Source organism: Paenibacillus auburnensis (assembly GCF_927798115.1).
Lineage (GTDB): Bacteria > Bacillota > Bacilli > Paenibacillales > Paenibacillaceae > Paenibacillus_AQ > Paenibacillus_AQ auburnensis.
Genome location: NZ_CAKMMG010000001.1, coordinates 812,259 through 832,249, shown reverse-complemented (window position 1 = coordinate 832,249; position 19,991 = coordinate 812,259). Strand labels below are relative to the sequence as shown.

Sequence of the window (19,991 nt, the reverse complement as noted above, 5' to 3'; positions counted from 1 at the left end):
CCTTCCCTGGCTGCCGGAGTTAGTTGTTACTTCATTTCTAGTAAAGACTCACGCACACTTTTGGGAAGCTTGCCCACAACCAAATCGTAAGAGTGATTGATCATGTCAAAGATATCTGTCAGTGGCAGTGAACCATCAACCATCACGGTATTCCAATGCTTCTTATTCATGTGGTACCCTGGCCGTACAGCTTCATGTTGTTCCCGCAAATTCTCCGCAATTACCGGATCACATTTCAGGTTTAAGCGAAATTCGTCTTCTGCTTCTTCAAAAATAAGCGCGAATATCTTCCCTCCGACTTTTAGCACCAAAATCTCCGGACCGAAGGGATATTCCTTCATAGCACCTTGTTTTTTCAGGCAATATGCGATAATACTAGTTTTCATACCAGCACCTCATTTCTGGGAAAATAAAGCCAAGAATAATCCGGCTGCGGCTACTGCGGTCAACATCCAAAAGGAAGCTATAATCCCCTGCGACACCGTCATTACAGCAATCAGCATGACTCCTCCCATTGAACTGGCTAATGAACGGATAGTGATCGTCATCGGAGAAGCATGTACAATCATCGTAACAGAGACAGTTCCCATCGCATAGGCCGTAATAGGAGTCATTATGAAACCAACTCCGCTCATAAGCAAAGTATAGACGGCAGCCAGCAGCGGAATTGATGTATGCATAGGCACCAGGAGTGTCAGCAGAAGGGTACCTGCAGCAATGATGATAAATCCTCCGCGTAGTACGAGACGAATTCCATAACGGTCATACAGTCTTCCGGAGATTACACTGCTTACTCCCATTAACAGCGCACCCGGTAGCAGCATAAGCCCTGACTCTCTTGGTGTTAATCCGCGTATATTCTGCACATAGAGGGGTAGCAGCAGCTCAACCCCCAACGCCACTATAAATATCAGTACCCCAATAATAGAGGCCAGGGTAAACTTTCGGTTGCGGAATAAGTTAAAATCAAGCAAGGGAACGCTCAGCTTCAATTGGCGCTTGATAAATACCACTATGAACAGAATACCGCCGAGTGTATAGGCTCCGGCTATTATTCCTTGATCTGCAGCCTGATTAATTCCATATAACAGACCAGCAAACCCTATGGTTGAATAGAGAATTGATCTTAGATCCAGCTTTTCTTGATGCGTCTCCCCCACATTTCGCAAACTAAAGGCAGCCAGCAGCAAATTGGCCATAATGACCGGGAATATTCCATAAAAGAGAAGGCGCCAGGAATGCTCCTGTACAACGAATCCTGACAGTGTCGGGCCAAGTGCCGGTGCTAACCCCATCACCAGCCCTACCAGTCCCATGGCTGAACCTATTTTATCTTTGGGGAAGACCCTTAGGATCGTAGTCTGGAATAGCGGCATCAGCAGCCCTGCACCGGCTGCTTGAATAATGCGGCCTGTAAGAATGAATGCAAAATTAACGGAAAAACCTGTAACCAGTGTACCTACTGCAAATGCACCTACTGATGTGAAGAATAAAGCCCGCGTTGTAAATCTTCCCACCAAAAATCCCGCCACAGGTACAGTTATCCCTGCAACAAGATAATAAATCGTAATCAGCCATTGTGCTCGATTCTCTTGAATGCCCAGATCCTCCATTATTCTTGGCAATGCTGTATTCAGCATCGTTTGCATGAGCTGTCCGAGGAAATTCGCAATTACCAGCGAAGACACAATCACACCAGGTCTGTTTTTCATTCCATATCCACCTGACTCTTTCTCTATAAAGTATATTAAGGATATATTAAGACTGTAATTTAACAATGAAATCCCTCTGGTTCCCTCCAAGCAGTATATAGGAGCTGCAGGAGGCAGAGAATCCCTCATCAATTACAGACTTAATGTGTCTACAATATATTTAAAAGACAGAAAAGTCAATCCATCTTATACATCCTAAAGCCATAATCCGCTGTAAGAGAAAAATGGATACTTATCCATTGCTCTACCCATACTACGGATAACTATATAAGGAGGGATAATGATATGGCTGAGGAACGGTTGTGGATCGCAGCATTAGGAGGGGTTCATGAGATTGGCAAGAATATGTATTTCCTGCAATACGGAGATGACATTATTGTGATTGACTGCGGCTCTAAATTCCCGGATGAGAGTCTGCTTGGCATTGATCTGATCATACCCGATGTTGCTTATTTATTGAATAATCTCGACAAGTTAAGAGCCCTGATTGTGACACATGGGCATGAGGATCATATTGGCGGCATTCCATATCTTCTCAAGCAATTAAACCTGCCGCTCTACGCTTCACGTCTGACACTGGGACTCATTGAGAATAAACTCAAGGAGCATGGACTGCTCCGCCAGACCAGCCTGAATCGCATTGATTCGGATTCCGTTCTCACCTTTGGTTCCATTTCAGTGTCCTTCTTTAACACGAATCACAGTATTCCGGATTGCCTGGGCGTGGTCTTTGATACACCGGAAGGGACGGTAGTGCATACAGGCGATTTCAAATTTGATATGACCCCCGTCAACCGGCAGTACCCGGATATACATAAAATGGCTGACATCGGCAAAAAAGGTGTCCGGTTTCTGCTCTCGGAGAGCACAAATGCTGAACGTCCCGGATTTACTCCATCCGAGAAGCTCGTAGGCGCCCATATGGAAGAAGCCTTCCAAAAAGCGGACCGCAGAATTTTTGTCTCTACCTTCGCTTCCAACGTCCACCGGCTGCAGCAAATTGTGGATGCCGCGGTATTGACCGGACGCAAGCTTGCCTTGCTTGGCCGAAGCATGGTCAATGTTGTAGCCGTATCCCAGGAACTGGGCTATCTGAACATTCCGGAAGGTATGCTCGTTGAACCCGCAGAAGCAGCCAAGTTGCCGCCGCATGAGGTGGCCGTGATGTGTACAGGTAGCCAAGGCGAACCGATGGCAGCTTTGTCCCGTCTGGCGAATTCGAGTAACAGGCAGATGAGTATCAGTGCCGGAGATACCGTGTTGCTCGCCGCTAATCCGATTCCCGGAAATGAACGCAATGTGTCCCGGATTGTCGACAACCTCTATATACTCGGTGCTAAAGTCATTTATGGCTCCCGAAGTGAACTTCACGTCTCCGGGCATGGCAGCCAGGAGGAGTTAAAGCTGATGTTGACGCTAATGAAGCCGGAATACTTTATTCCGATTCACGGGGAATACCGCATGCTGCACCATCACCGCCTGTTGGCAGAAGCTGTCGGTGTCGATGGGGATAAAATCTTCCTGCTTAAGAATGGTGAGCTTGTGGAGTCATCTGGCGGTGTTGTCCGCCAATCAGGCCGGGTGCCTGCTGGGCAAATTTTTGTCGACGGGCTTGGAATTGGCGACATCGGGAATGTGGTCCTGCGCGACCGGCGCCAATTGTCTGCAGACGGTGTCCTGATTACAGTAATCACATTAAGCCAAGCCGATGGCCGGCTGCTGAATGAACCAGATACCATTTCCCGCGGCTTCATTTACGTACGCAATTCAGACACGCTGATGGAAGAGATCAATCAATTGGTCGCAGCAACACTGGAGAAAATGAATAAGGCCGATCTTGGCCAATGGAGCATTATGAAGCAGACCATCAAAGAAATCTTAGGCAAATTTCTGTATGAGCGGACGAAACGGCGGCCAATGATACTCCCAATCATTATTGAAGTGTAGATCCATACCTTATTCATTAGTGAAAATTACGCAAGATGATCCGCCTTAATGGGTATGCTAACTATGGTTCAAATTTAACGTCAAAGGAGCTTGATTATGACAGGAATTTTAGGCGGCAATCCAAAAGAAGAACCGATGCATTATGGTGAAGTCTACGGGGTATGGCAAGCCTCTATGGTGGCTAAGGGTGCACTTTCTTGTTACCGGGCTTTTTTGTATCATGCAGGTGACAATGATCTCAAAAAAGTACTAAATTCGATGATTGATCAGGCGGAACTGGAAATCAGTGAATGTGATGCGTTGCTGGCAGAGCAAGGGCTGGCTTCGGCTCCGGTATATCCGAACCGGCCAGAAGCTAAGCTGGAGGATATTCCTGTTGGTGCGCGGTTTACAGATCCCGAAATCGCAGCCAAACTTGCAGCTGATAATGCAGCCGGTCTTGTGGCCTGCAGCCAAATGATGGGCCAATCGATCCGTGAAGATATCGGGGCTTTGTTTGGCAAATATCATCTGACCAAAGCCGGCATCGGCCTTAAGGTCCTTCATCTGTCCAAGAAAAAGGGCTGGCTCATTCCACCACCGCTTCAAGTAAAAAGACCAGAACCTGTTAATGCTTAAGTATTGAGCTTTTCCTGCCATATTTGGAAGTAAAGAAGGCCCGCGATCTTTCGCGGGCCTTTGTTTTGGTTGTCCTACATCGTCCTTTTGCAGAATAGACTATCTAAAAAAGGAGGACGACACCATTAATATTTTTATCGGGTACATTTTTCTGGGGTTATCCCTTTCGGCGCCTCTGGGCCCTATTAATGCAGCGCAGCTGGACAAGGGTCTGCGCGGCGGGTTTTGGCATGCCTGGGCTGTCGGCCTGGGGGCGATAAGCGCCGATATCATTTACATGCTGCTCGTTTATTTCGGTATGATTCATCTGCTTGACGCGCCGTTTGTGAAAGCCTTCTTATGGTTGTTTGGTTTCTTTGTCCTGGTCTATACCGGTGTGGACAGCATCAGAAACACTGGAGAAATTACCGCAATGGAAATGAGAGGAAGTGAGGCTTCTCTCTTCAGATCCTATCTGTCTGGATTCCTGATGTCGCTGTTCAATCCCCTCTCCATCCTGTTTTGGCTGGGCATTTACGGCTCGATTCTGGCCAAGGCCGCCAGTGAGTATCCGATGCAGCAATTATTACTATACAGCGGAGCGATTGTACTCGGCATTCTGCTTTGGGATGTAACCATGGCTGCTGCCTCCAGTATTTTCCGCAAAATGCTGACCGTACGGGTATTGCGGGGGATCTCTGTCTTATCAGGCCTATCCTTGATTGTATTTGGCTTTTACTTTGGCGTACAGGCTGCCCGGCTGCTCTTTTTCAGCTAAACCTTATTCTTACGCAGCCGGATGCCTTTAATCCGGAACTCAGGCCCGCCAGGCAGGCTATGGTGTGCACCCGTCATTATATCAGGGTTAGCTTCCTGGTCTGAAGTACCGGCAGAATGCTTTTTCCGCACCCTCTGAACAATGAAGTCACTTAAAGCAATTACAGCAACAATCAACAGACTAATGTAGAATCCCGGACGGCTGATTGCATGAAAAAGCGTGCCCGCAACCGCTGCACCAATCAGCAATAATCCGATCCAGCGTTTAATTCCGCTTAATTTATCCGGCTTAAGCAGTCTTGCTGATGAGAGCAGGATAAAGGACCAGTTATACAAAATCATAAGTCCGGCGGCTGTAGTAATGTATTCATATACCTTACCCGGTAACCACAGCGACATCATGATTGCACCCAGCAAACCGAAAGCAATCAGGCAAAGGGCGTATAGCGGATATTTATCCTTCAGTTTCTTCGAGAAAACCTTTGGGGCATCTCCTTCCTGGGCAAGCGTGAGCATCATGGAAGTTATAGCATAGAGCGATGCGGTCATTGTAGAGAATCCGGCAACAATTAACACACCGTTAAATACATGCGGCACAAAAGCCAAGTGGTCACTCCGCAGGGCAAGCACAAACGGACTTTCCTTCGGATTGAAGGCCTTTAGAGGTACCATCGTCACAGCCAGTCCGATGGACAGGACATATAACACAGCCAGGACCAGCAGCATTACCTTGCCCGCTTTGGGGGCCTCCTCAGGTTTCTGAAGCCTGTAGGACATAATACCGAGCACTTCTATGCCGCCGTAGGCATAATAAGCAAAAATAAAGGCTGACCATAATCCAATCGTCCCTGACGGCAACAGTTCAGGCATACTTAACGGAAGTTTTGGTGTATACTTGCCGCCGCCAATCCATCCGGCCAGTAGAGCTACTGCAATAACCAGGAACATCAGAATAGCAGCCACTTTAATGACAGCCAGCACATTTTCAACCCGGTCAAACCCTTTATTGCCAAAGAAAACAATGCACAGGCCCAAGACGGCAAAACCAGCAGCAAAGATCCACATCGGCACAGCCGGGAACCAGAAACGGGAGAAGATGGACAAGGCCGTGAGCTGACTCCCCATAATCAATAGTTCTGAGAACCAGTATACCCAGCCGCTCCCGAATCCGGCCCAGCTGCCGAAAGCCTTTTTGGCATAGGACCGGAAGGAGCCCTGCTCGGGATGTTGTGCCGTCATTCGGGCCAATGCATCAAATACCATATAGGTTCCAATTGCCGCTAAAGTGTAGACTAGCAGTACTGCGGGTCCGCCAATCGTGATCGCGAGGCCCGAGCCAAGAAAGTACCCTGTACCTATGGTTCCGGCTACTCCTAATAAACTTAGCTGCCACCATTTTAATTTTTTGCCCTCCTGGGCCTTATCTGAAGCTTGGTTCATGAATTCCGTCCTCATCACATTTAGGATTTGAGAGTTCTCTCATTATTTAGAATCCCCTTTTAGCCTAAATTCATGAAAAAATTAATTCTCAATCCGCAGCAAAAACCCGCATATGGACAACTAGCCTCCACAATGCGGGTATCCGGAAGAATGACCGGGGTTTCTATCCTTTGGGCGGATATGGATCGTTTCCGTAGCTGATTGAATCGGATATTTTACCGTCCCTGTTATGAATTTTCAGCTCCGTTTGGGCTTTTATCGCTTCCCTTTTCCCGGCCTTTTCTGCCTGTTCCTTGGTGCGGTGATGGCTGAGCTTCTTGCCGCCGCCCTCCTGATTATCCCAACCGCCATCTTCACTTGGGGTCGTATGAATTTGATGCTTGCGCTGATCTTCCATTGGCAAGTCCCTCCTCTACAGAGTCCTGTTTGCCAATTATTAACCGTATCATTGAATCTACAACCAAGAGTTTCGTGCCATCATTTAAATCGCTACACCTTTACATACGTTCTTTTGTACAAAACAGGTATTGCTGCTGCGATAAGGATCATCCCCATAAAAGCGGGTGAGGCAGACCCAAGCGAAACATAGATCTGACCTCCGATGAGGGGACCGATCACTCTTGCCAAAGCCTGAATAGACTGGCTGCCTCCTTGAATCCTTCCTTGTTCACTGGAATCTACAGACTTGGAGAGCATTCCATTGAATGAAGGCCCAAAGATCGAATCACCAAAACCAAAAATAAACATGCCTGCGATCATAAGCGGATAGAAGGAGAATAAAGCGGATAGCGCAATAAGACTATAGCCAATAATTTCTGACACCATTCCGGTAATTGCTATCTGCTGATCACTAAGTTTCTTCAAAAGCTTGGGCATTATGAAAGCCTGGGAAAAGATATCCTGGAAACCCATAATTGAAAACATAAGTCCGATAAGTGCAGGCTTCCAGCTGAAGGTATCCAATGTAAATTGTGAAAAGACGGCCTGTAAAGATCCGTTTGGTATCCAAAGAAGGAACGCTGAGATCAGCAGTCTTCTTAAATTTTTCATGGAAAGCAGGTTTGCAAGCTGTGTAAAAGGGTTCAGTCTTATCAAGGTAATCTCTTTCAGTCTATTCTTCTTTTCAAGGCTCTCAGGCATAAAAAACAATCCATACACCACATTCAATAAAGTGACTAAAGCTCCAAAATACAGGGGTACAGAATAACCAAACCTGGCTAGGAATCCGCCTATTGTCGGGCCAATCACCGTGCCGGCACCTACAACCGCACTTACCCAGCCAAAATATTTGGTTCTCTGGTGCGGAGGAATAATGTCTGCAAAATACGCGAAGATGGTGCTTATGCTCCCGCCTGTTATACCTTCAACAATACGCCCGGCAAATAGGACCCATAGCGCTCCACCCAGGCCAAAAACGAAGTACCCGGCTGCAGAACCCAGCAGACAAATCAGGAGCAGTGGACGACGGCCATATTTGTCGCTTAAAGCCCCAAGGACGGGAGCCGCAAAAAACACACAGACTGCATAAACAGAGGTCAACAGCGTAACTGCAATCGCCTGATCTCCCGGATGAGTTATATAGGGCTGTACTATGAACGGGACGACAGGTGCTATGATACTGAAACCTAATCCGCACAGAAACACAGAGATAAGACCGAATATTAAAGCGTGTTTATCTACGGTTTGTTCCGCGTCTGGTTTATGTTTTGATCTGGATCTAAACATGAATTCTCCTTTCAAAACCTATATTTAATTTCCTGGGAAACAAAAACATCGTATCTTATTATTGTTTCCTAGTCAACAAAAATATAATTAAAAAAAGCAGCCTGCTCTTTTAAGAGCCTGGCTGCCTGAGGTTTGATTTCATGATTCTATTTTATTCCGGCTTAATATTCATACCTTTTTTCTTTATTTCTGCATCCAAATGCGAATTATACTTCTCTACAAAGCTAAGCATACTGTTTATTTGCTCCTCAGTGACTTGTTCAAAAACGGCCTTATCCCGCTCTTGAAATTCTTGGTGCAGTCCCTCGTGGATGTTATATATTACTTCACCTTGCGCAGTAAGCCTAAAATAGATTTCTTTCTTATTGTCCGGCTTCTGGAAGCTTTCGATTAGGCCTTTTTCGATGAGCTTTTTTGTTATTTTACTTATGGCACCTCTAGTCATATAAAAGGATTCCGCAAGCTTTGTCACGTTGGAATCTGCATTTTTCCCAATGTATTCTACGCAGTGTACTTCAGAAGCTTTATAACCTCTAAGCGCATCTTCCATCTTATCTTTATTAAGTGAAACCATCTTGTTATATAAGTCCCTGAAACCGGTGGTGAGTTGTTCTTCTTTGTTCATGGCCTGTCCCCCTACCCTTGCATACATACCATTATGTTAAATAAGTAATTTTGGAGGCTAGCGGACTTCTCGGCTTGAGCGCCGGAACTTCCTCCGGATAGCCGATCCCGAATATACCGATTACATCGTAATCTTCCGGCACACCCAGAGTGGCACGATTGTGGGGCAAAGCCCCTAAGGATGCCCAGTACGCACCAACGCCAGCTTCATGGGCAGCCAACAAGAAATTTTGTGCAAAACAGGCGGCAGCCATTACATTCTCGTCCCGTTCAAACGGAGTAGCCGCGGGTTTAGACAATAAGGCAAGAACGACTGGAGCACCGCCAAAGTTTGTTTTGTGATTCAGCTTGGCTCGAGTCTCTGCTCCAAGGAATAGAATCTCCCAAGGCTCGGTCATCCGGTGATTCGGGGCGTAGCTTGCAGCTTCCAGCCAGGAGAGCACGGCCTCTTCACTAATGGCATCAGGCTTGAATTGTTTAATGGTTCTCCGCGTTTTGATTAGGTCAATGATTGTCATTGCTTGAGGCACCTTCCTCTCTTGTATAGCCTACTCGACTGCTTTTTGAACATCGTAATCATGAAGTTCGATATCTAATTCCAACCCAAGTGCGAGTTTCGCCAGCTGACTGCCAATAAATGGCCCCATCGTTAAGCCGGATGCCCCTAGTCCGTTAGCCGTGATAAGTCCCTCCCAGCCGGGAAAAGCGCCGATCACCGGAAGAAAACCCGGGGTAAACGGGCGGAATCCCACTCTGACCTCCTGAAAAGTACTGTCAGCTAAACCGGGTGCAAGCTCCAGGCCTTTATCCAGAATCTCCTGCATCCCGCCTGCTGTGACCCTTGTATCATAGCCTTCGATATCATTTTCGTGAGTCGCCCCTATGACGATTTTCCGGTCCTCGAAAGAGAGGAGATATTGATCCGTAGGTGGTATGATTACCGGCCAGGCACCGGTATCTTGTTGGTCAGCAACCTGTACATGCATGATCTGCGCTTTTTGGAAATGAACCTTGAAGCGGATGCCCAAGGGCAGCAGCAAAGGATTTGCCCAAGCGCCTGCACAGACAATAACGGTGTCTGCAGTGAAGCTTTTGCCTCCGGCAACTGCTCCGGTGACACGATTATTGTCAAATAGCAGTGCTGCGTCCCCGTACATCAGGACGGCCCCGTTTCTTTGGGCTGAACGCAGCAGTGCGTCACGCAGCGCACGCCCGTCTATACGCGAAGCACCGCTGATCTGCACGGAATGGTAGCCTCCGGCTAATAACGGAAACCGGCTCTGAGTTTCTTCTTCATTAAGTACCGTAATCCCGCCGATCTCAGGCGCATCCGCCTGCCTCGTTTGTGCCCGCTCATGCATCCTGCTGATTTTCTCTACATCGTGATGAATACTTAAAGCGCCTACGTTCGCATACCCTGTATCTGTCTCACCTTCGCTTTGGAGTTCCGCAATTAACCCGGGGTAAAACCGTGCACCTGCTTTTGCCAGTCTGTACCACGCCTGATTACGCCGCTGCGACAGCCAGGGACAAATGATACCGGCAGCGGCATCCGTCGCCTGCCCTTGATCCTTACGGTCTATAATCAGCACTTCTGCTCCCGATTTTGCCAGCTGATATGCGGTTGAAGCGCCGAGAATCCCCGCTCCGATGACGATGACTTTCTTCATGATGACATTCCTCTCCTGGACAAACATGCTTTCTTCTACTATTCTTTCGATAATAATTCACTGATCAGCTGTTCCAGCTTAGGGAACACACGCAGTGCGTTCTTATAGAAGACTTCGTCCCAGTAAGCTTCCGGGATGAGATGTTTAACAAACTTAATATACGCCTCCAGCGGAACCAGCGGCCAGTCGGTGCCAAAGACAAGCCGGTCATATTTCTCGGCAAATACGATGGCGCGGCGGAAATGGTCCGTATAGGTCTGCTCCGTCAGAAGACGGTCAACTTTTGCAGGATCACCAACGATCCAGCCGGACAGATCTGTGTACAGATTCGGATTCTTCTCCAGCAGCGCCGCCGTGTCCATAACCCACGGATCACCCAGATGGCAGAGCATAAAGGTAATGTCACGATGCTTCAAGAATGTCTCTTCCATAGACAGCGGATGCGAATATTTAAGTAGCCCTCTGTCCGAATAGGTTAACCCGCCATGTATGACAATAGGAAGCTGGTATTTGGAAGCCAGCTTGTACACTGGCGAATAGATCTCATCTCCGACATTGAAATGATAATAGCCCGCGTACAGTTTGATGCCGACAGTCTTCTCCTGGCGCAGCGATTCTTCCAGAGCTTCAAGCTGGCCCTCCAGATGCAGGGTCAGCGGATTGATCCCGACACAGGTAAACAGATTGCCCGGAAGCTGTCCGCCCAAATCCAGCAGCATCGGATTCAATGCCGCGGCATCAGGAAACGCACCGGCTATAGTTTCAGTAACGCCCATCCCTACACCAGCAATCACACCGGCACGCCGGAACTCTTCAAGCAGTCCTTTTTCGGAGTAATCGATATTGGCTAATGTCTGCGCCGTCTCATGAAAGACCTCAATATTGGAGTAATGAACATGTGCATCTATGATTTTCATGGAAAAGTCCTCTCTTCAGTTTACTTCATAAACTTGACCGTTAACAAATCTTCGTAGGCTTGCTCCGGAATCTTCAGGTCCGAGATGAGATGAAACTGAGGTTTGCTGAACTGCCCGATCCCGTCCCGCAAATATAGCTTCTCTGTTGTATAGGATGCTATCACATGGGTGTTTACCATCAGCTCGGTAGCATCCAGCTCCGGATTAGCGATTAAGGTCAACTGCTGCTTCCGCTCTCTGGAGCTATATTGAATGATCCCGCTTGGACTGTTCAATTCACATTGTACTCTGCCCGCTTTATAGATAATGTTCTCACCGCTAGCGTTCTTTACACGCCCTCTGCTATCCATCAGCTCACAGCCTGTCTTGTAGTAGCCCGATGAGATAAGCTCAAGCGGATACAGAGGCGATCCGGTATGCTGCTCAATCCTTACTGTAGAAGCAAGAATAGGTGCACCGGGAAGGAGCAGAAAATAATGATGCAGGGTAAGCCCCCTGAATTTCGGATTATTCGTTATGGTTACACTCATCCGGATGCCCGACCAGCGGTTCCCCTTATTATCACGCATTTCAGCAAAAGCGGCTTCCCGCGGCTCTTCGATCAGGCTGAGCGGAGAGATCCCGTCGAAGCCGGCTGAAAGTCCGCCCATCCAAGGATTCCACCAGGATTTCGGCGCCGGATGCGGGAAAGAGGAATCAAGCCACTCCTCGCCGTGGTACTGTAGCGAAAACAATGCCGGAGCAAAGCTGCTGCTGGCCTGAATCTTAAGCACCCCATTATCCGCAATGAGCACCTCAGCCTGTTCTATATATCTGGTCTCCTGGATCATTTGGTTGCCGGAGCCCGGAAATACAAGGTAACTCTTATCCATTTCGTAAATATCCAAATCAAGCTGCACGGTTACAAGATCAGCTTCTGCACCCTTATTTGAGAGCAGCGGAAGGTTAACCTCGGTGAGTTTCTGCTCCACATTCACTTCAAAGCCGTGTTCCTCGATGCTGTTTAATACAGAAGAAACGCCTACCCGGCCGTCTAAAAAGATTTTCTTGTGCTCCTGAAGCCGCACTACCGGTGATCCGTTTACAAAAGGATTCTCGTCATTAAAGATGATTTTTAGCTGCGGTGAAGTGTTCTTGTCCTGCGAATCTCCCTGGAGCAAAGCGAACGAACGGAAATCACGCCAGCTGCTCCAGGTTCCCAGAGCAACACGGAGCGGCTTGGTCTGAATGACGCTGCCGGCAGGTACCTCCTTAAGCTGATGCTCTACGGCATACATCCAATGGTCCCGGATTAGCTTCAACTCTGCCGGCCAGGTAATCCCCCGCGTTGATGTACCGTCATCTGCAAACAGCCAATTCTCCGTAAGCTCCTGTACTTCCCAATAATCCGGACTGGAAGCATGAACGCCTTGATGCAAGTCTATATACTCTCCCCGATAAGGAATCACCCCTCCGTCAAGACCAAAGCTAAAGCTGTCCTTCAGGTAGAGTTCCTCGTTCCTGTCTGTAGAAGATGTATTATGAATTTTGTAATGACGGGTAAATATTCCGTTGCTATACAGCTTTACTACTACAGTAAACAGTAACCCGGCTGAGGAGTCCAGCCCGTACTGGGCTTCCAGCACCATAGCCTCCTCTTCCCTGTAATGGAGCATCTGTAAAACAGGGTTTTTCTTGAATTCATTGGTATAAGGCAGACCGAATTTGGGATGGAGCAGCTTGAACGCCAAACTTCTGCCCTCATAAAAGGTAAGAGCATTGCTGAATTTATCAAGATGTGCCGAATACGGTCCGCTACTGATCATCCAGCCCATATCCGTTTGACCGCCAAAAGCGGTATGAAGTCCGGAGAACACGACACTAAGCTCTTGTTGAACGGCCGAAGACTCACGGCTATCTTCACTCGCGGTAATATTTACACGATGATGCCACAGTCCATATGCCAGAACTTTAGCCGCAAGCGGAACCGTTCTCCGGCCTTTAGAAGGAACTGCGATCCTTACGCAAGGTTCATTAAAGGCTAGAATGGAATCACTAGGCAAATCAAAAGCGAAAACCGTCTCGGTGTCGTATTCATTCTCCACAGTCAAATCAAGCTCAATCTCTTCTCCGGCAAAAATGGTCCGATTCGGCAGCTCCAGCTTGAGCTTAACCGGAAACTTCGGCTCCACACCAAGTTTAAAAACGGCGGGTAAGCCGTTAATAAGCAGTTCGGCTTCCACGACCGGATGTGTCTGATAAGCATTTTGTTCTTCTTCCACCGGATGGATATAAAAGCTGCCTTCAATCGACTCCGTTGCCGTAATAACCCTGGATTCATTCAGCTCAAAATTGATTTGCTTATTGCTGATGCTTCTAACCTGTAGGGTTAAGGGTTGTCCGCTTTTATTCACCGCTTCATAGACAATAGGATAACTGTTTCCAAAAGGAAGCTGATGCTGCCGCGGAATGGTCGCCTGAATCAGATAATCCTCAGTTTCAATCAGCCGCAGGCCCCGCCCGGACCGTTCATACTCCATCTTCAGCTGAAGCGAATCCTTGCTCCAGGTATATGTAAAGTAATCAAAACCGTTTTCCTTCCGCCCGTCCGGCTGAACCGAGATTTTACGGGTACTGTCTTTATACCAGTCTATCGTTTCAAAGTAATGTTTGACCGCTCCGGTTTGCAGGACAGAAGGGATAAAGTTCATTAGGTGTGTGGAGTCATCGCGTTTTTCCCAGAAAAATCCGCTTTTCTTATAGGTCGGAACCGCTTTGGTGTTGCCGGGCCAGGTATACAGGTCCAGTCGCGGCCAGCCAAGCTTAATAGTTTCCTCAAGAGCACGCCGTACTAGCATTTTGCCGATTTTGCGGCCGTGGTAATCAGGCCGGACATTCAGCAAAGGTATATATAATGCTCCCGTATCTTCTTTGTAATGAGAGAAGCTGCAGTATCCGATGACCTCTTCGGCGACTACAGCCAGAAACAGCTTGAGGTGAGTGCTATTGCGATGCTCATCGATCACACTTTGTTCCGTCTGATAAGCATTATCTCCTCCCCAGCTTTCAAAACTTCTGTTCCACATCTCCGCAATGGACTTCGCGTGTTTGCGGGGTTCATATTCTTCGATAACGGCTTCTCCAGCTTGCAGCATTAATATAGTACCTCCTTTGATTACTGTGTACGCCTTACTTTTCATGGTAAGGTATGGATAATCTTGTATATTACTTTTCTAGTATATACTAGTAAGTTCATCCAAAGCTATTTCAAGATAGGCAGCCTGGCCCCGGCAAAATAGCCGATAGAAACAAACAGAAGCGACCATGTGAAAGCGCCAGCTAATGTTACGAGCAGGAACTTTCTGAACGACATGGCACTGATGCCGGAGATATAGCTTGTGACATGTCTAATTCCCGGAATAAAGTAGGCAAAGAATATCGTCCAGTTTCCGAAGCGGGAAAACCACCTTTTCACACTGGCAAACCGCTTGGGTGTAAGCCCTACCCATTTCCCGAATTTATCGATCACCGGCTGTCCCAGCCTTAAACCTATGGTATAGCTGATCAGCATACCGGTAATTGAACCTATGAAACAAACCAGGACAGTTATCGTAAAATTCAGCACCATTACAGAGGACAAGTAACCTACAAACAGCGTCAACAGCTCATCCGGTACGGGAAGCCCAATAATACCGAGCGCCAGAAGAGCAAATATGGCTAAATATCCGTACTGTGAAATCATCTCAATCATCCAAGGCATCTATTCACTTCCTGTTGACGAATTTTTCCGTTCAAATCCCACACTATAACAGACGACTTCATCAGTACTTTTCACTGCAAGGCAATAGATGCGAAGGTAAGAATGATTTCGCTAACTTTTCTCCTTGAGATATCCCGATATGTAAACTAACAAAGAAATGAATCACTACACTATCTCTAACCGAAATAGACGAATGATATGTCATTAAAAATAACATTGACAAAAATATGAGCTGTGTTTATTATAAATTATATGATAAATGTCACATTAAATAACATATGAAATCTTGTATAAGCCCATTAATCGGAGTGGGCGTCTCGACCAGGCAACCGTAAATTGCCCCAGGCTACAAGAGGATGCATGAGTGGATCAGGCTTGTATTTTGACTGCTAGAATACAAGGACTGCTTCACTTGGCGCCTCTTCCGCCTGGGGTTTATTGCATTACTACAACATTTTCTAAAGGAGCGAACCAACTATGACTAAGATTAGTGCGCTTGCCGAATTCCAAATGCAGCTTCCCCGTGACTGTACCTTTACCCCGAATGACTGGCAGGTTCTGTCCCAGTACTGGTACCCGGTGGCTATTGCTGAAGAAATTCAATATAAGCCGGTTTCAGTTAAACTACTGGATGTTAAGCTGGTCTGTTACCGCAGTCATGGCAAGGTTGTAATTGCCCGTGATCTTTGCTTCCACCGGGGTGCTCCCTTAAGTCTGGGCTGGGTCGAGAATGAAGAGATTGTCTGCCCTTATCATGGCTTCCGCTACAACTGTGAAGGGGCCTGCACTTCAGTTCCGGCGCATCCGACCGCCAAGATCTCACCGAAGCTGAAGCTGATCATGTATCCTGTTGTGGAGAAATACGGTCTTATCTGGACCTCGCTGGCAGGAACTGAGGAGCAAATCCCGGAATTCTCCGGCTGGGATGATCCGGATTTCATTAACATTCTGCCGCCAAGCTTCGACATTGCCGGTTCGTCCGGCCGACAGATGGAAGGCTTCCTGGACGTCTCACATTTCGCTTATGTACATGCAAATTCGTTCGCTGACCCCGATAACACTGAGGTTCCGCAGTACAAAGTAAGACGTGAAGGGAATGAGCTGTTTGCCGATTATTGGAGCACCGTCAGCAACTACGGTAAAGGCCAGGAGAATCCGGCACCGGAAGGCTTCATGTGGCTGCGGGCATTCCGGGTGTTTGCACCGTTCGCCGCATCCCTTACCGTACATTTTCCCGAGGATGGAAAGCTGATGATCCTGAACTGCGCTTCTCCTGTATCTGCAAGATATACCCGGCTGTTCTGCCCCATCTCACGTAACTTTGACAAGAGTGTGCCGATCGAAGATACGATTAACTTCAATCTCCAGGTGTTCTCGGAAGACAGAGCGATGGTCGAAGCGCAGACACCGGAAGATCTGCCGCTGGATCTGACCGCCGAAGCCCATATTCCGGCTGACCGCACTTCTATCGCGTACAGACAGCTGCTGACTGAATTAGGTCTTGGAAGAAATTATACCTCCTGAGTTCATAAAGAGTTATTTGCTGAACAAATAAGGGTGAATGTACATGTTCTTTAGTTAGAACAGATACATTCACCCTTTTTCATTGATTAATTCAAAATTCTGCTCCTGCCCCTTTCCCCTTTTCAATAGGGTTGCCGTTCTGGCGCAAGAAGTAAAGCAGCGTCAAGAGCACGAAGCCTGCGGCATAACACAAAAGGATACCGGCCTGATGCCACATTAAGCTGTAATCACCGCTGGAAATGACAGCCTTAAGCCCGCGGATACTATGAGTCATCGGCAGATAGGGATTCAAGCGCTGCATCCATTCCGGCAGCAGTTCCCGGGGAAATGTGCCTGCGCTCGAAGTGAGCTGCAGAATCAGCAGAATAATCACGACGAACCGGCCTGGCATATCAAGCCAGGTGACAATAGTTTGTATAATCATCAGAAAGGTGAGACTCGTAAAGAACGTAAACAGCAGAAATAGCGGTACACTCTGGACATTGATACCAATCCCGTACAGCAGAATCAGGGCAGCAATCAGTGACTGGGCAACACTCATCATCATGAATGTCAGCGTCCGGCTCAGGAAGCGGCCAAACGGCTGTGAACCTGTAACGGTCGAGGTGCGCGCCGGGATTACCACAGTCAATACAAGACCTCCGACAAAGAGAGCCATGGACAGGAAATATGGAGCAATGCCCAGGCCGTATACCTCTACCTTTCTGTCTGTGTTCTCTGTTAGCTTCACCGGATCAGCAAACATGCTGACTGTTACATCATTATTCTTCACAGATGAGGTCTGCCCCTGTGCATCATTCAGCTTCCCGGCAAGCTCATCCAGCCCGCCGGCTAATTGCCCTGCACCGCTTTGCAGCTGCCCGGCTCCGCTGCTTAGCTGCTGCGAGCCACTTGCCAGCTTAGCAGCACCGCCGCTAAGCTGAGCTAATCCATGCCTGAGCTCCGTAATTCCGGTGCTCAGGCGGCCGGCACCGGCAGCCAGCTCTTTGCTACCTGCTGCTGCAAGGTCCAGCCTGCTGCCGAACTGCTTCACTCCGCCTGCCAGCCGGCTGTTCCCGGCGGCCAGCTGTTCAGCTCCGTGCAGCAGCTCCTGCTGCCCTTGCGCAAGTTTGCGGCCGCCCGCCAGCAACTGCTGCTGGCCTGCCGCCAGCGACTCACTGCCGGTTAGCAGCTGTGCCTGCACAGCGCTTAGCGCTTGGCTGCCCTCCGCCACCTTCCGGCTGGCTTCCAGCAGCTGCTGGATAAGCGGATTCTGGGCCAGCTGGGCATTGGCCCCGGCCAGCTGTTCCAGCCCTTCGGCGACCTGCTTGGCACCGTCGGCCACCTTCGAGCTGGATGTCGCGGAAGCATTCAGCCCTGAAACAAGCCTGACAGCCCCTTCTACGGAAGCTTCAAGGCCGGTAACCAATGCTTTGCTGCCAGCCGTAGAAGTCTGCAGGCCTCCTGTCAACTGGCCTGCGCCAGCGTTAGCACTCTCAGCGCCTGCTTCCAGCTGACCTTCGGCGGAGGACAATTGCTTCAATCCATCCGTCAAGTTGCCTGCACCGGCAAATAACGAAGCCGCTCCGCTATGCAGCTTCTCAGCTCCCTGCTCCAGCGGCTTCACCCCATTCTCCACCTGCTGTGTCCCTTCAGCAAGCTTGCCGATATTGGTTTTAAGCATCCTGGCACCGGACTCCAGCTTATCCGCACCGTTGTTAAGCTGTTCAGCTCCGCTGCCTGCCTGACCCAGCCCTGCAGAGATTTCCTTAATATGATCGAAGAGGCTGCGGGCGTATGACTCGGTAATTTGAGCTGAAATGCTGGATTTGATTTCTTTTACAGCATTGCTGCCAATCTGTCCGCCGACATAATTGTAATTCCAGTTCGGTTCATAGGTGATTTCTGCCTGCTCAGGCTGATCATCCATCAATGTAGTTGCTTTTTGCGAGAAATCAGCCGGTATCGTTACTGTCATATAGTACTCATTGCCGGTAATCCCTTCTTGGGCTTGCTCTTCACTGACAAACGACCATTTGAAGCTGCCGTTTGTCTTTAGCTCCTCCACTACATCTTTACCGATATGCAGCTCGCTGCCGGCAAATTCAGCCCCTGTGTCAAGATTGACAATGGCTACCGGAAGCTGATCCAGCTGTCCATAAGGGTCCCATGAGCCTTTTATCATCACTCCGCTATACAGAACCGGCAAACAGGCGACGACGACCATAGTGATCAGGCTGGTCCGGTTTTGCAGCATCTTTTTCAAATCCTGGACGAAAACATTTAATCCACGCATGATTATTTCTCCTTATTCTCTGTGTTCTCCTATATTGACTTCTGGCACATACTAACATATATTTTTAATTAATTAAATTAATAATATATTTATATTTGTTAACTTTTAGTTAAGGAAAGTGAGTGTGAACCTGGTGAATCTGGAACAGCTGGAATGTATCGTGGAAGTTGCCCGATGCGGATCACTTACCCGCGCCGCGCAGAACCGGCTAATGACTGTCGCTGGTGTCAGCCGGTCAATTTCCCTGCTGGAGCAGGAACTGAACATGAAGATTTTTATCCGCTCCCGCAGCGGTGCTGTTCAGACGCCGGAAGGTGAACTGATTATCCAGAAGGCGAAGAATATTCTCAAGGAAGTGCAAGAGCTGCGTATTGAAGCGCAAAATTACAACGGGATTAATAATGCCAAAATCCGGATAGGCACCATTCCCGGACCGATGGGCCTGCTGGTGGATGTGCTGGTACAGCTCAAGAAGGACTATCCCAGCCTGCAGCTTGAGATTATTGAGGGCGGAACAGTAGATTTGATAAGGGAAGTATCGGATGGCAGTCTTGATCTTGCTTTTATATTGCTGTCCAGCATAAATGAGAAATATCCCGATTTATATTTTGAAGAGATCATTGAGGGCGGACTCGTTATCGGGGTAAGCAAACAGTCACCGCTCGCAGCCAAACAGAGTGTGACGCCGGATGATCTGCGGAACTGCAGTTTTGTATTGTATGACGACAAATATATTGCTAATATAGTCGCCCGGCTCGGGGATTCAGCAGATGTTCTATTCCGAACCAACCATGTGGAAGCGATACATAGGGCAGTAAGAGAGAATCTCGCAGTTACGATAGCTACCGACTTCTCTCTTAAGGGCTATCCGTGGATAAAAGCCGGGGCCGATATTACCATGATTCCGCTAATTATCACGGATGCCAAGAAGCATTATCTGTACGGGGTCCGGAAGGCTGAGAACACCAGCCACAAGGTATTAAATATTTTCATGAACCGGGTGGGCCAAGGCTTTAAGTGAGGTGCGGAATCGCGGATACAAGC

Annotated in this window: 17 protein-coding genes and 1 riboswitch; of the genes, 5 read left to right on the top strand and 12 right to left on the bottom strand. The window is 48.2% G+C overall.

Annotated features, from left to right (window positions below; translation table 11 throughout):
- Positions 1–26: 26 nt before the first annotated feature.
- On the bottom strand, positions 27–386 hold the full coding sequence (locus tag L6H70_RS03765; RefSeq protein WP_236329908.1) for an MmcQ/YjbR family DNA-binding protein: 360 nt from the start codon (positions 384–386) through the stop codon (positions 27–29).
- A gap of 9 nt (positions 387–395) precedes the next feature.
- Positions 396–1,712, bottom strand: coding sequence for a DHA2 family efflux MFS transporter permease subunit (locus L6H70_RS03760; protein ID WP_236329906.1), 1,317 nt, complete (start codon positions 1,710–1,712; stop codon positions 396–398).
- Positions 1,713–1,997: 285 nt separating this feature from the next.
- Between L6H70_RS03760 and L6H70_RS03755 the strand changes: the two genes are divergently transcribed.
- From L6H70_RS03755 to L6H70_RS03745, 3 genes are all read left to right on the top strand, one after another.
- The gene (locus L6H70_RS03755) at positions 1,998–3,659 is read left to right on the top strand and encodes a ribonuclease J (RefSeq protein WP_236329903.1); all 1,662 of its coding nucleotides are present in this window, start codon (positions 1,998–2,000) and stop codon (positions 3,657–3,659) included.
- 96 nt (positions 3,660–3,755) lie between these two features.
- The gene (locus L6H70_RS03750) at positions 3,756–4,277 is read left to right on the top strand and encodes a DUF3231 family protein (RefSeq protein ID WP_236329901.1); all 522 of its coding nucleotides are present in this window, start codon (positions 3,756–3,758) and stop codon (positions 4,275–4,277) included.
- Positions 4,278–4,401: 124 nt separating this feature from the next.
- Positions 4,402–5,034 carry a LysE family transporter gene (locus L6H70_RS03745; RefSeq protein ID WP_236333102.1) on the top strand — a complete coding sequence of 211 codons (633 nt, stop codon included), beginning with the start codon at positions 4,402–4,404 and terminating at the stop codon, positions 5,032–5,034.
- On the opposite strand, the gene L6H70_RS03740 is transcribed toward L6H70_RS03745, so the two are convergent.
- The 9 genes from L6H70_RS03740 to L6H70_RS03700 form a co-directional block, all read right to left on the bottom strand.
- Positions 5,031–6,473 (bottom strand): amino acid permease, encoded by a 1,443-nt coding sequence (locus tag L6H70_RS03740; protein ID WP_236329899.1) that lies wholly within the window; start codon positions 6,471–6,473, stop codon positions 5,031–5,033. The genes L6H70_RS03745 and L6H70_RS03740 overlap by 4 nt on opposite strands.
- Positions 6,474–6,636: 163 nt before the next feature.
- Positions 6,637–6,870, bottom strand: a complete 234-nt coding sequence (locus tag L6H70_RS03735) for a DUF2188 domain-containing protein (protein ID WP_236329897.1) — start codon at positions 6,868–6,870, stop codon at positions 6,637–6,639.
- Positions 6,871–6,962: 92 nt separating this feature from the next.
- Complete coding sequence (locus L6H70_RS03730) at positions 6,963–8,198, bottom strand: MFS transporter (RefSeq protein ID WP_236329895.1); 1,236 nt, start codon at positions 8,196–8,198, stop codon at positions 6,963–6,965.
- 151 nt (positions 8,199–8,349) lie between these two features.
- A complete protein-coding gene (locus tag L6H70_RS03725) occupies positions 8,350–8,823 on the bottom strand; it encodes a MarR family transcriptional regulator (protein WP_236329893.1) in 474 nt (157 codons plus the stop codon).
- A gap of 31 nt (positions 8,824–8,854) precedes the next feature.
- On the bottom strand, positions 8,855–9,340 hold the full coding sequence (locus L6H70_RS03720; RefSeq protein ID WP_236329891.1) for a nitroreductase family protein: 486 nt from the start codon (positions 9,338–9,340) through the stop codon (positions 8,855–8,857).
- 30 nt (positions 9,341–9,370) lie between these two features.
- The gene (locus L6H70_RS03715) at positions 9,371–10,492 is read right to left on the bottom strand and encodes an NAD(P)/FAD-dependent oxidoreductase (protein ID WP_236329889.1); all 1,122 of its coding nucleotides are present in this window, start codon (positions 10,490–10,492) and stop codon (positions 9,371–9,373) included.
- 38 nt (positions 10,493–10,530) lie between these two features.
- Entirely contained in the window at positions 10,531–11,409 is an 879-nt protein-coding gene (locus L6H70_RS03710; protein WP_236329888.1) for an amidohydrolase family protein, read from the bottom strand.
- Positions 11,410–11,429: 20 nt separating this feature from the next.
- Positions 11,430–14,543, bottom strand: coding sequence for a GNAT family N-acetyltransferase (locus tag L6H70_RS03705; RefSeq protein WP_236329885.1), 3,114 nt, complete (start codon positions 14,541–14,543; stop codon positions 11,430–11,432).
- A 107-nt stretch (positions 14,544–14,650) separates the two neighbouring features.
- Positions 14,651–15,148 carry a DedA family protein gene (locus L6H70_RS03700; RefSeq protein WP_236329884.1) on the bottom strand — a complete coding sequence of 166 codons (498 nt, stop codon included), beginning with the start codon at positions 15,146–15,148 and terminating at the stop codon, positions 14,651–14,653.
- A gap of 266 nt (positions 15,149–15,414) precedes the next feature.
- Positions 15,415–15,517: riboswitch (purine riboswitch) on the top strand.
- Between the two features lie 108 nt (positions 15,518–15,625).
- Between L6H70_RS03700 and L6H70_RS03695 the strand changes: the two genes are divergently transcribed.
- Complete coding sequence (locus L6H70_RS03695) at positions 15,626–16,672, top strand: aromatic ring-hydroxylating oxygenase subunit alpha (RefSeq protein WP_236329883.1); 1,047 nt, start codon at positions 15,626–15,628, stop codon at positions 16,670–16,672.
- 91 nt (positions 16,673–16,763) lie between these two features.
- Here L6H70_RS03695 and L6H70_RS03690 read toward each other — a convergent pair whose 3' ends face one another.
- Positions 16,764–18,947: a YhgE/Pip domain-containing protein gene (locus L6H70_RS03690; protein WP_236329881.1), complete on the bottom strand. Its 2,184-nt coding sequence runs from the start codon at positions 18,945–18,947 to the stop codon at positions 16,764–16,766.
- A gap of 124 nt (positions 18,948–19,071) precedes the next feature.
- Between L6H70_RS03690 and L6H70_RS03685 the strand changes: the two genes are divergently transcribed.
- On the top strand, positions 19,072–19,968 hold the full coding sequence (locus L6H70_RS03685; protein ID WP_236329879.1) for a LysR family transcriptional regulator: 897 nt from the start codon (positions 19,072–19,074) through the stop codon (positions 19,966–19,968).
- The last annotated feature ends 23 nt before the right edge of the window (positions 19,969–19,991 follow it).

Coding starts and splice junctions, on each gene's coding strand:
- L6H70_RS03765 (WP_236329908.1), bottom strand. CDS start 386: ATGAAAACTAGTATTATCGCATATTGCCTGAAAAAACAAGGTGCTATG.
- L6H70_RS03760 (WP_236329906.1), bottom strand. CDS start 1,712: ATGAAAAACAGACCTGGTGTGATTGTGTCTTCGCTGGTAATTGCGAAT.
- L6H70_RS03755 (WP_236329903.1), top strand. CDS start 1,998: ATGGCTGAGGAACGGTTGTGGATCGCAGCATTAGGAGGGGTTCATGAG.
- L6H70_RS03750 (WP_236329901.1), top strand. CDS start 3,756: ATGACAGGAATTTTAGGCGGCAATCCAAAAGAAGAACCGATGCATTAT.
- L6H70_RS03740 (WP_236329899.1), bottom strand. CDS start 6,473: ATGAACCAAGCTTCAGATAAGGCCCAGGAGGGCAAAAAATTAAAATGG.
- L6H70_RS03735 (WP_236329897.1), bottom strand. CDS start 6,870: ATGGAAGATCAGCGCAAGCATCAAATTCATACGACCCCAAGTGAAGAT.
- L6H70_RS03730 (WP_236329895.1), bottom strand. CDS start 8,198: ATGTTTAGATCCAGATCAAAACATAAACCAGACGCGGAACAAACCGTA.
- L6H70_RS03725 (WP_236329893.1), bottom strand. CDS start 8,823: ATGAACAAAGAAGAACAACTCACCACCGGTTTCAGGGACTTATATAAC.
- L6H70_RS03720 (WP_236329891.1), bottom strand. CDS start 9,340: ATGACAATCATTGACCTAATCAAAACGCGGAGAACCATTAAACAATTC.
- L6H70_RS03715 (WP_236329889.1), bottom strand. CDS start 10,492: ATGAAGAAAGTCATCGTCATCGGAGCGGGGATTCTCGGCGCTTCAACC.
- L6H70_RS03710 (WP_236329888.1), bottom strand. CDS start 11,409: ATGAAAATCATAGATGCACATGTTCATTACTCCAATATTGAGGTCTTT.
- L6H70_RS03705 (WP_236329885.1), bottom strand. CDS start 14,543: ATGCTGCAAGCTGGAGAAGCCGTTATCGAAGAATATGAACCCCGCAAA.
- L6H70_RS03700 (WP_236329884.1), bottom strand. CDS start 15,148: ATGCCTTGGATGATTGAGATGATTTCACAGTACGGATATTTAGCCATA.
- L6H70_RS03695 (WP_236329883.1), top strand. CDS start 15,626: ATGACTAAGATTAGTGCGCTTGCCGAATTCCAAATGCAGCTTCCCCGT.
- L6H70_RS03690 (WP_236329881.1), bottom strand. CDS start 18,947: ATGCGTGGATTAAATGTTTTCGTCCAGGATTTGAAAAAGATGCTGCAA.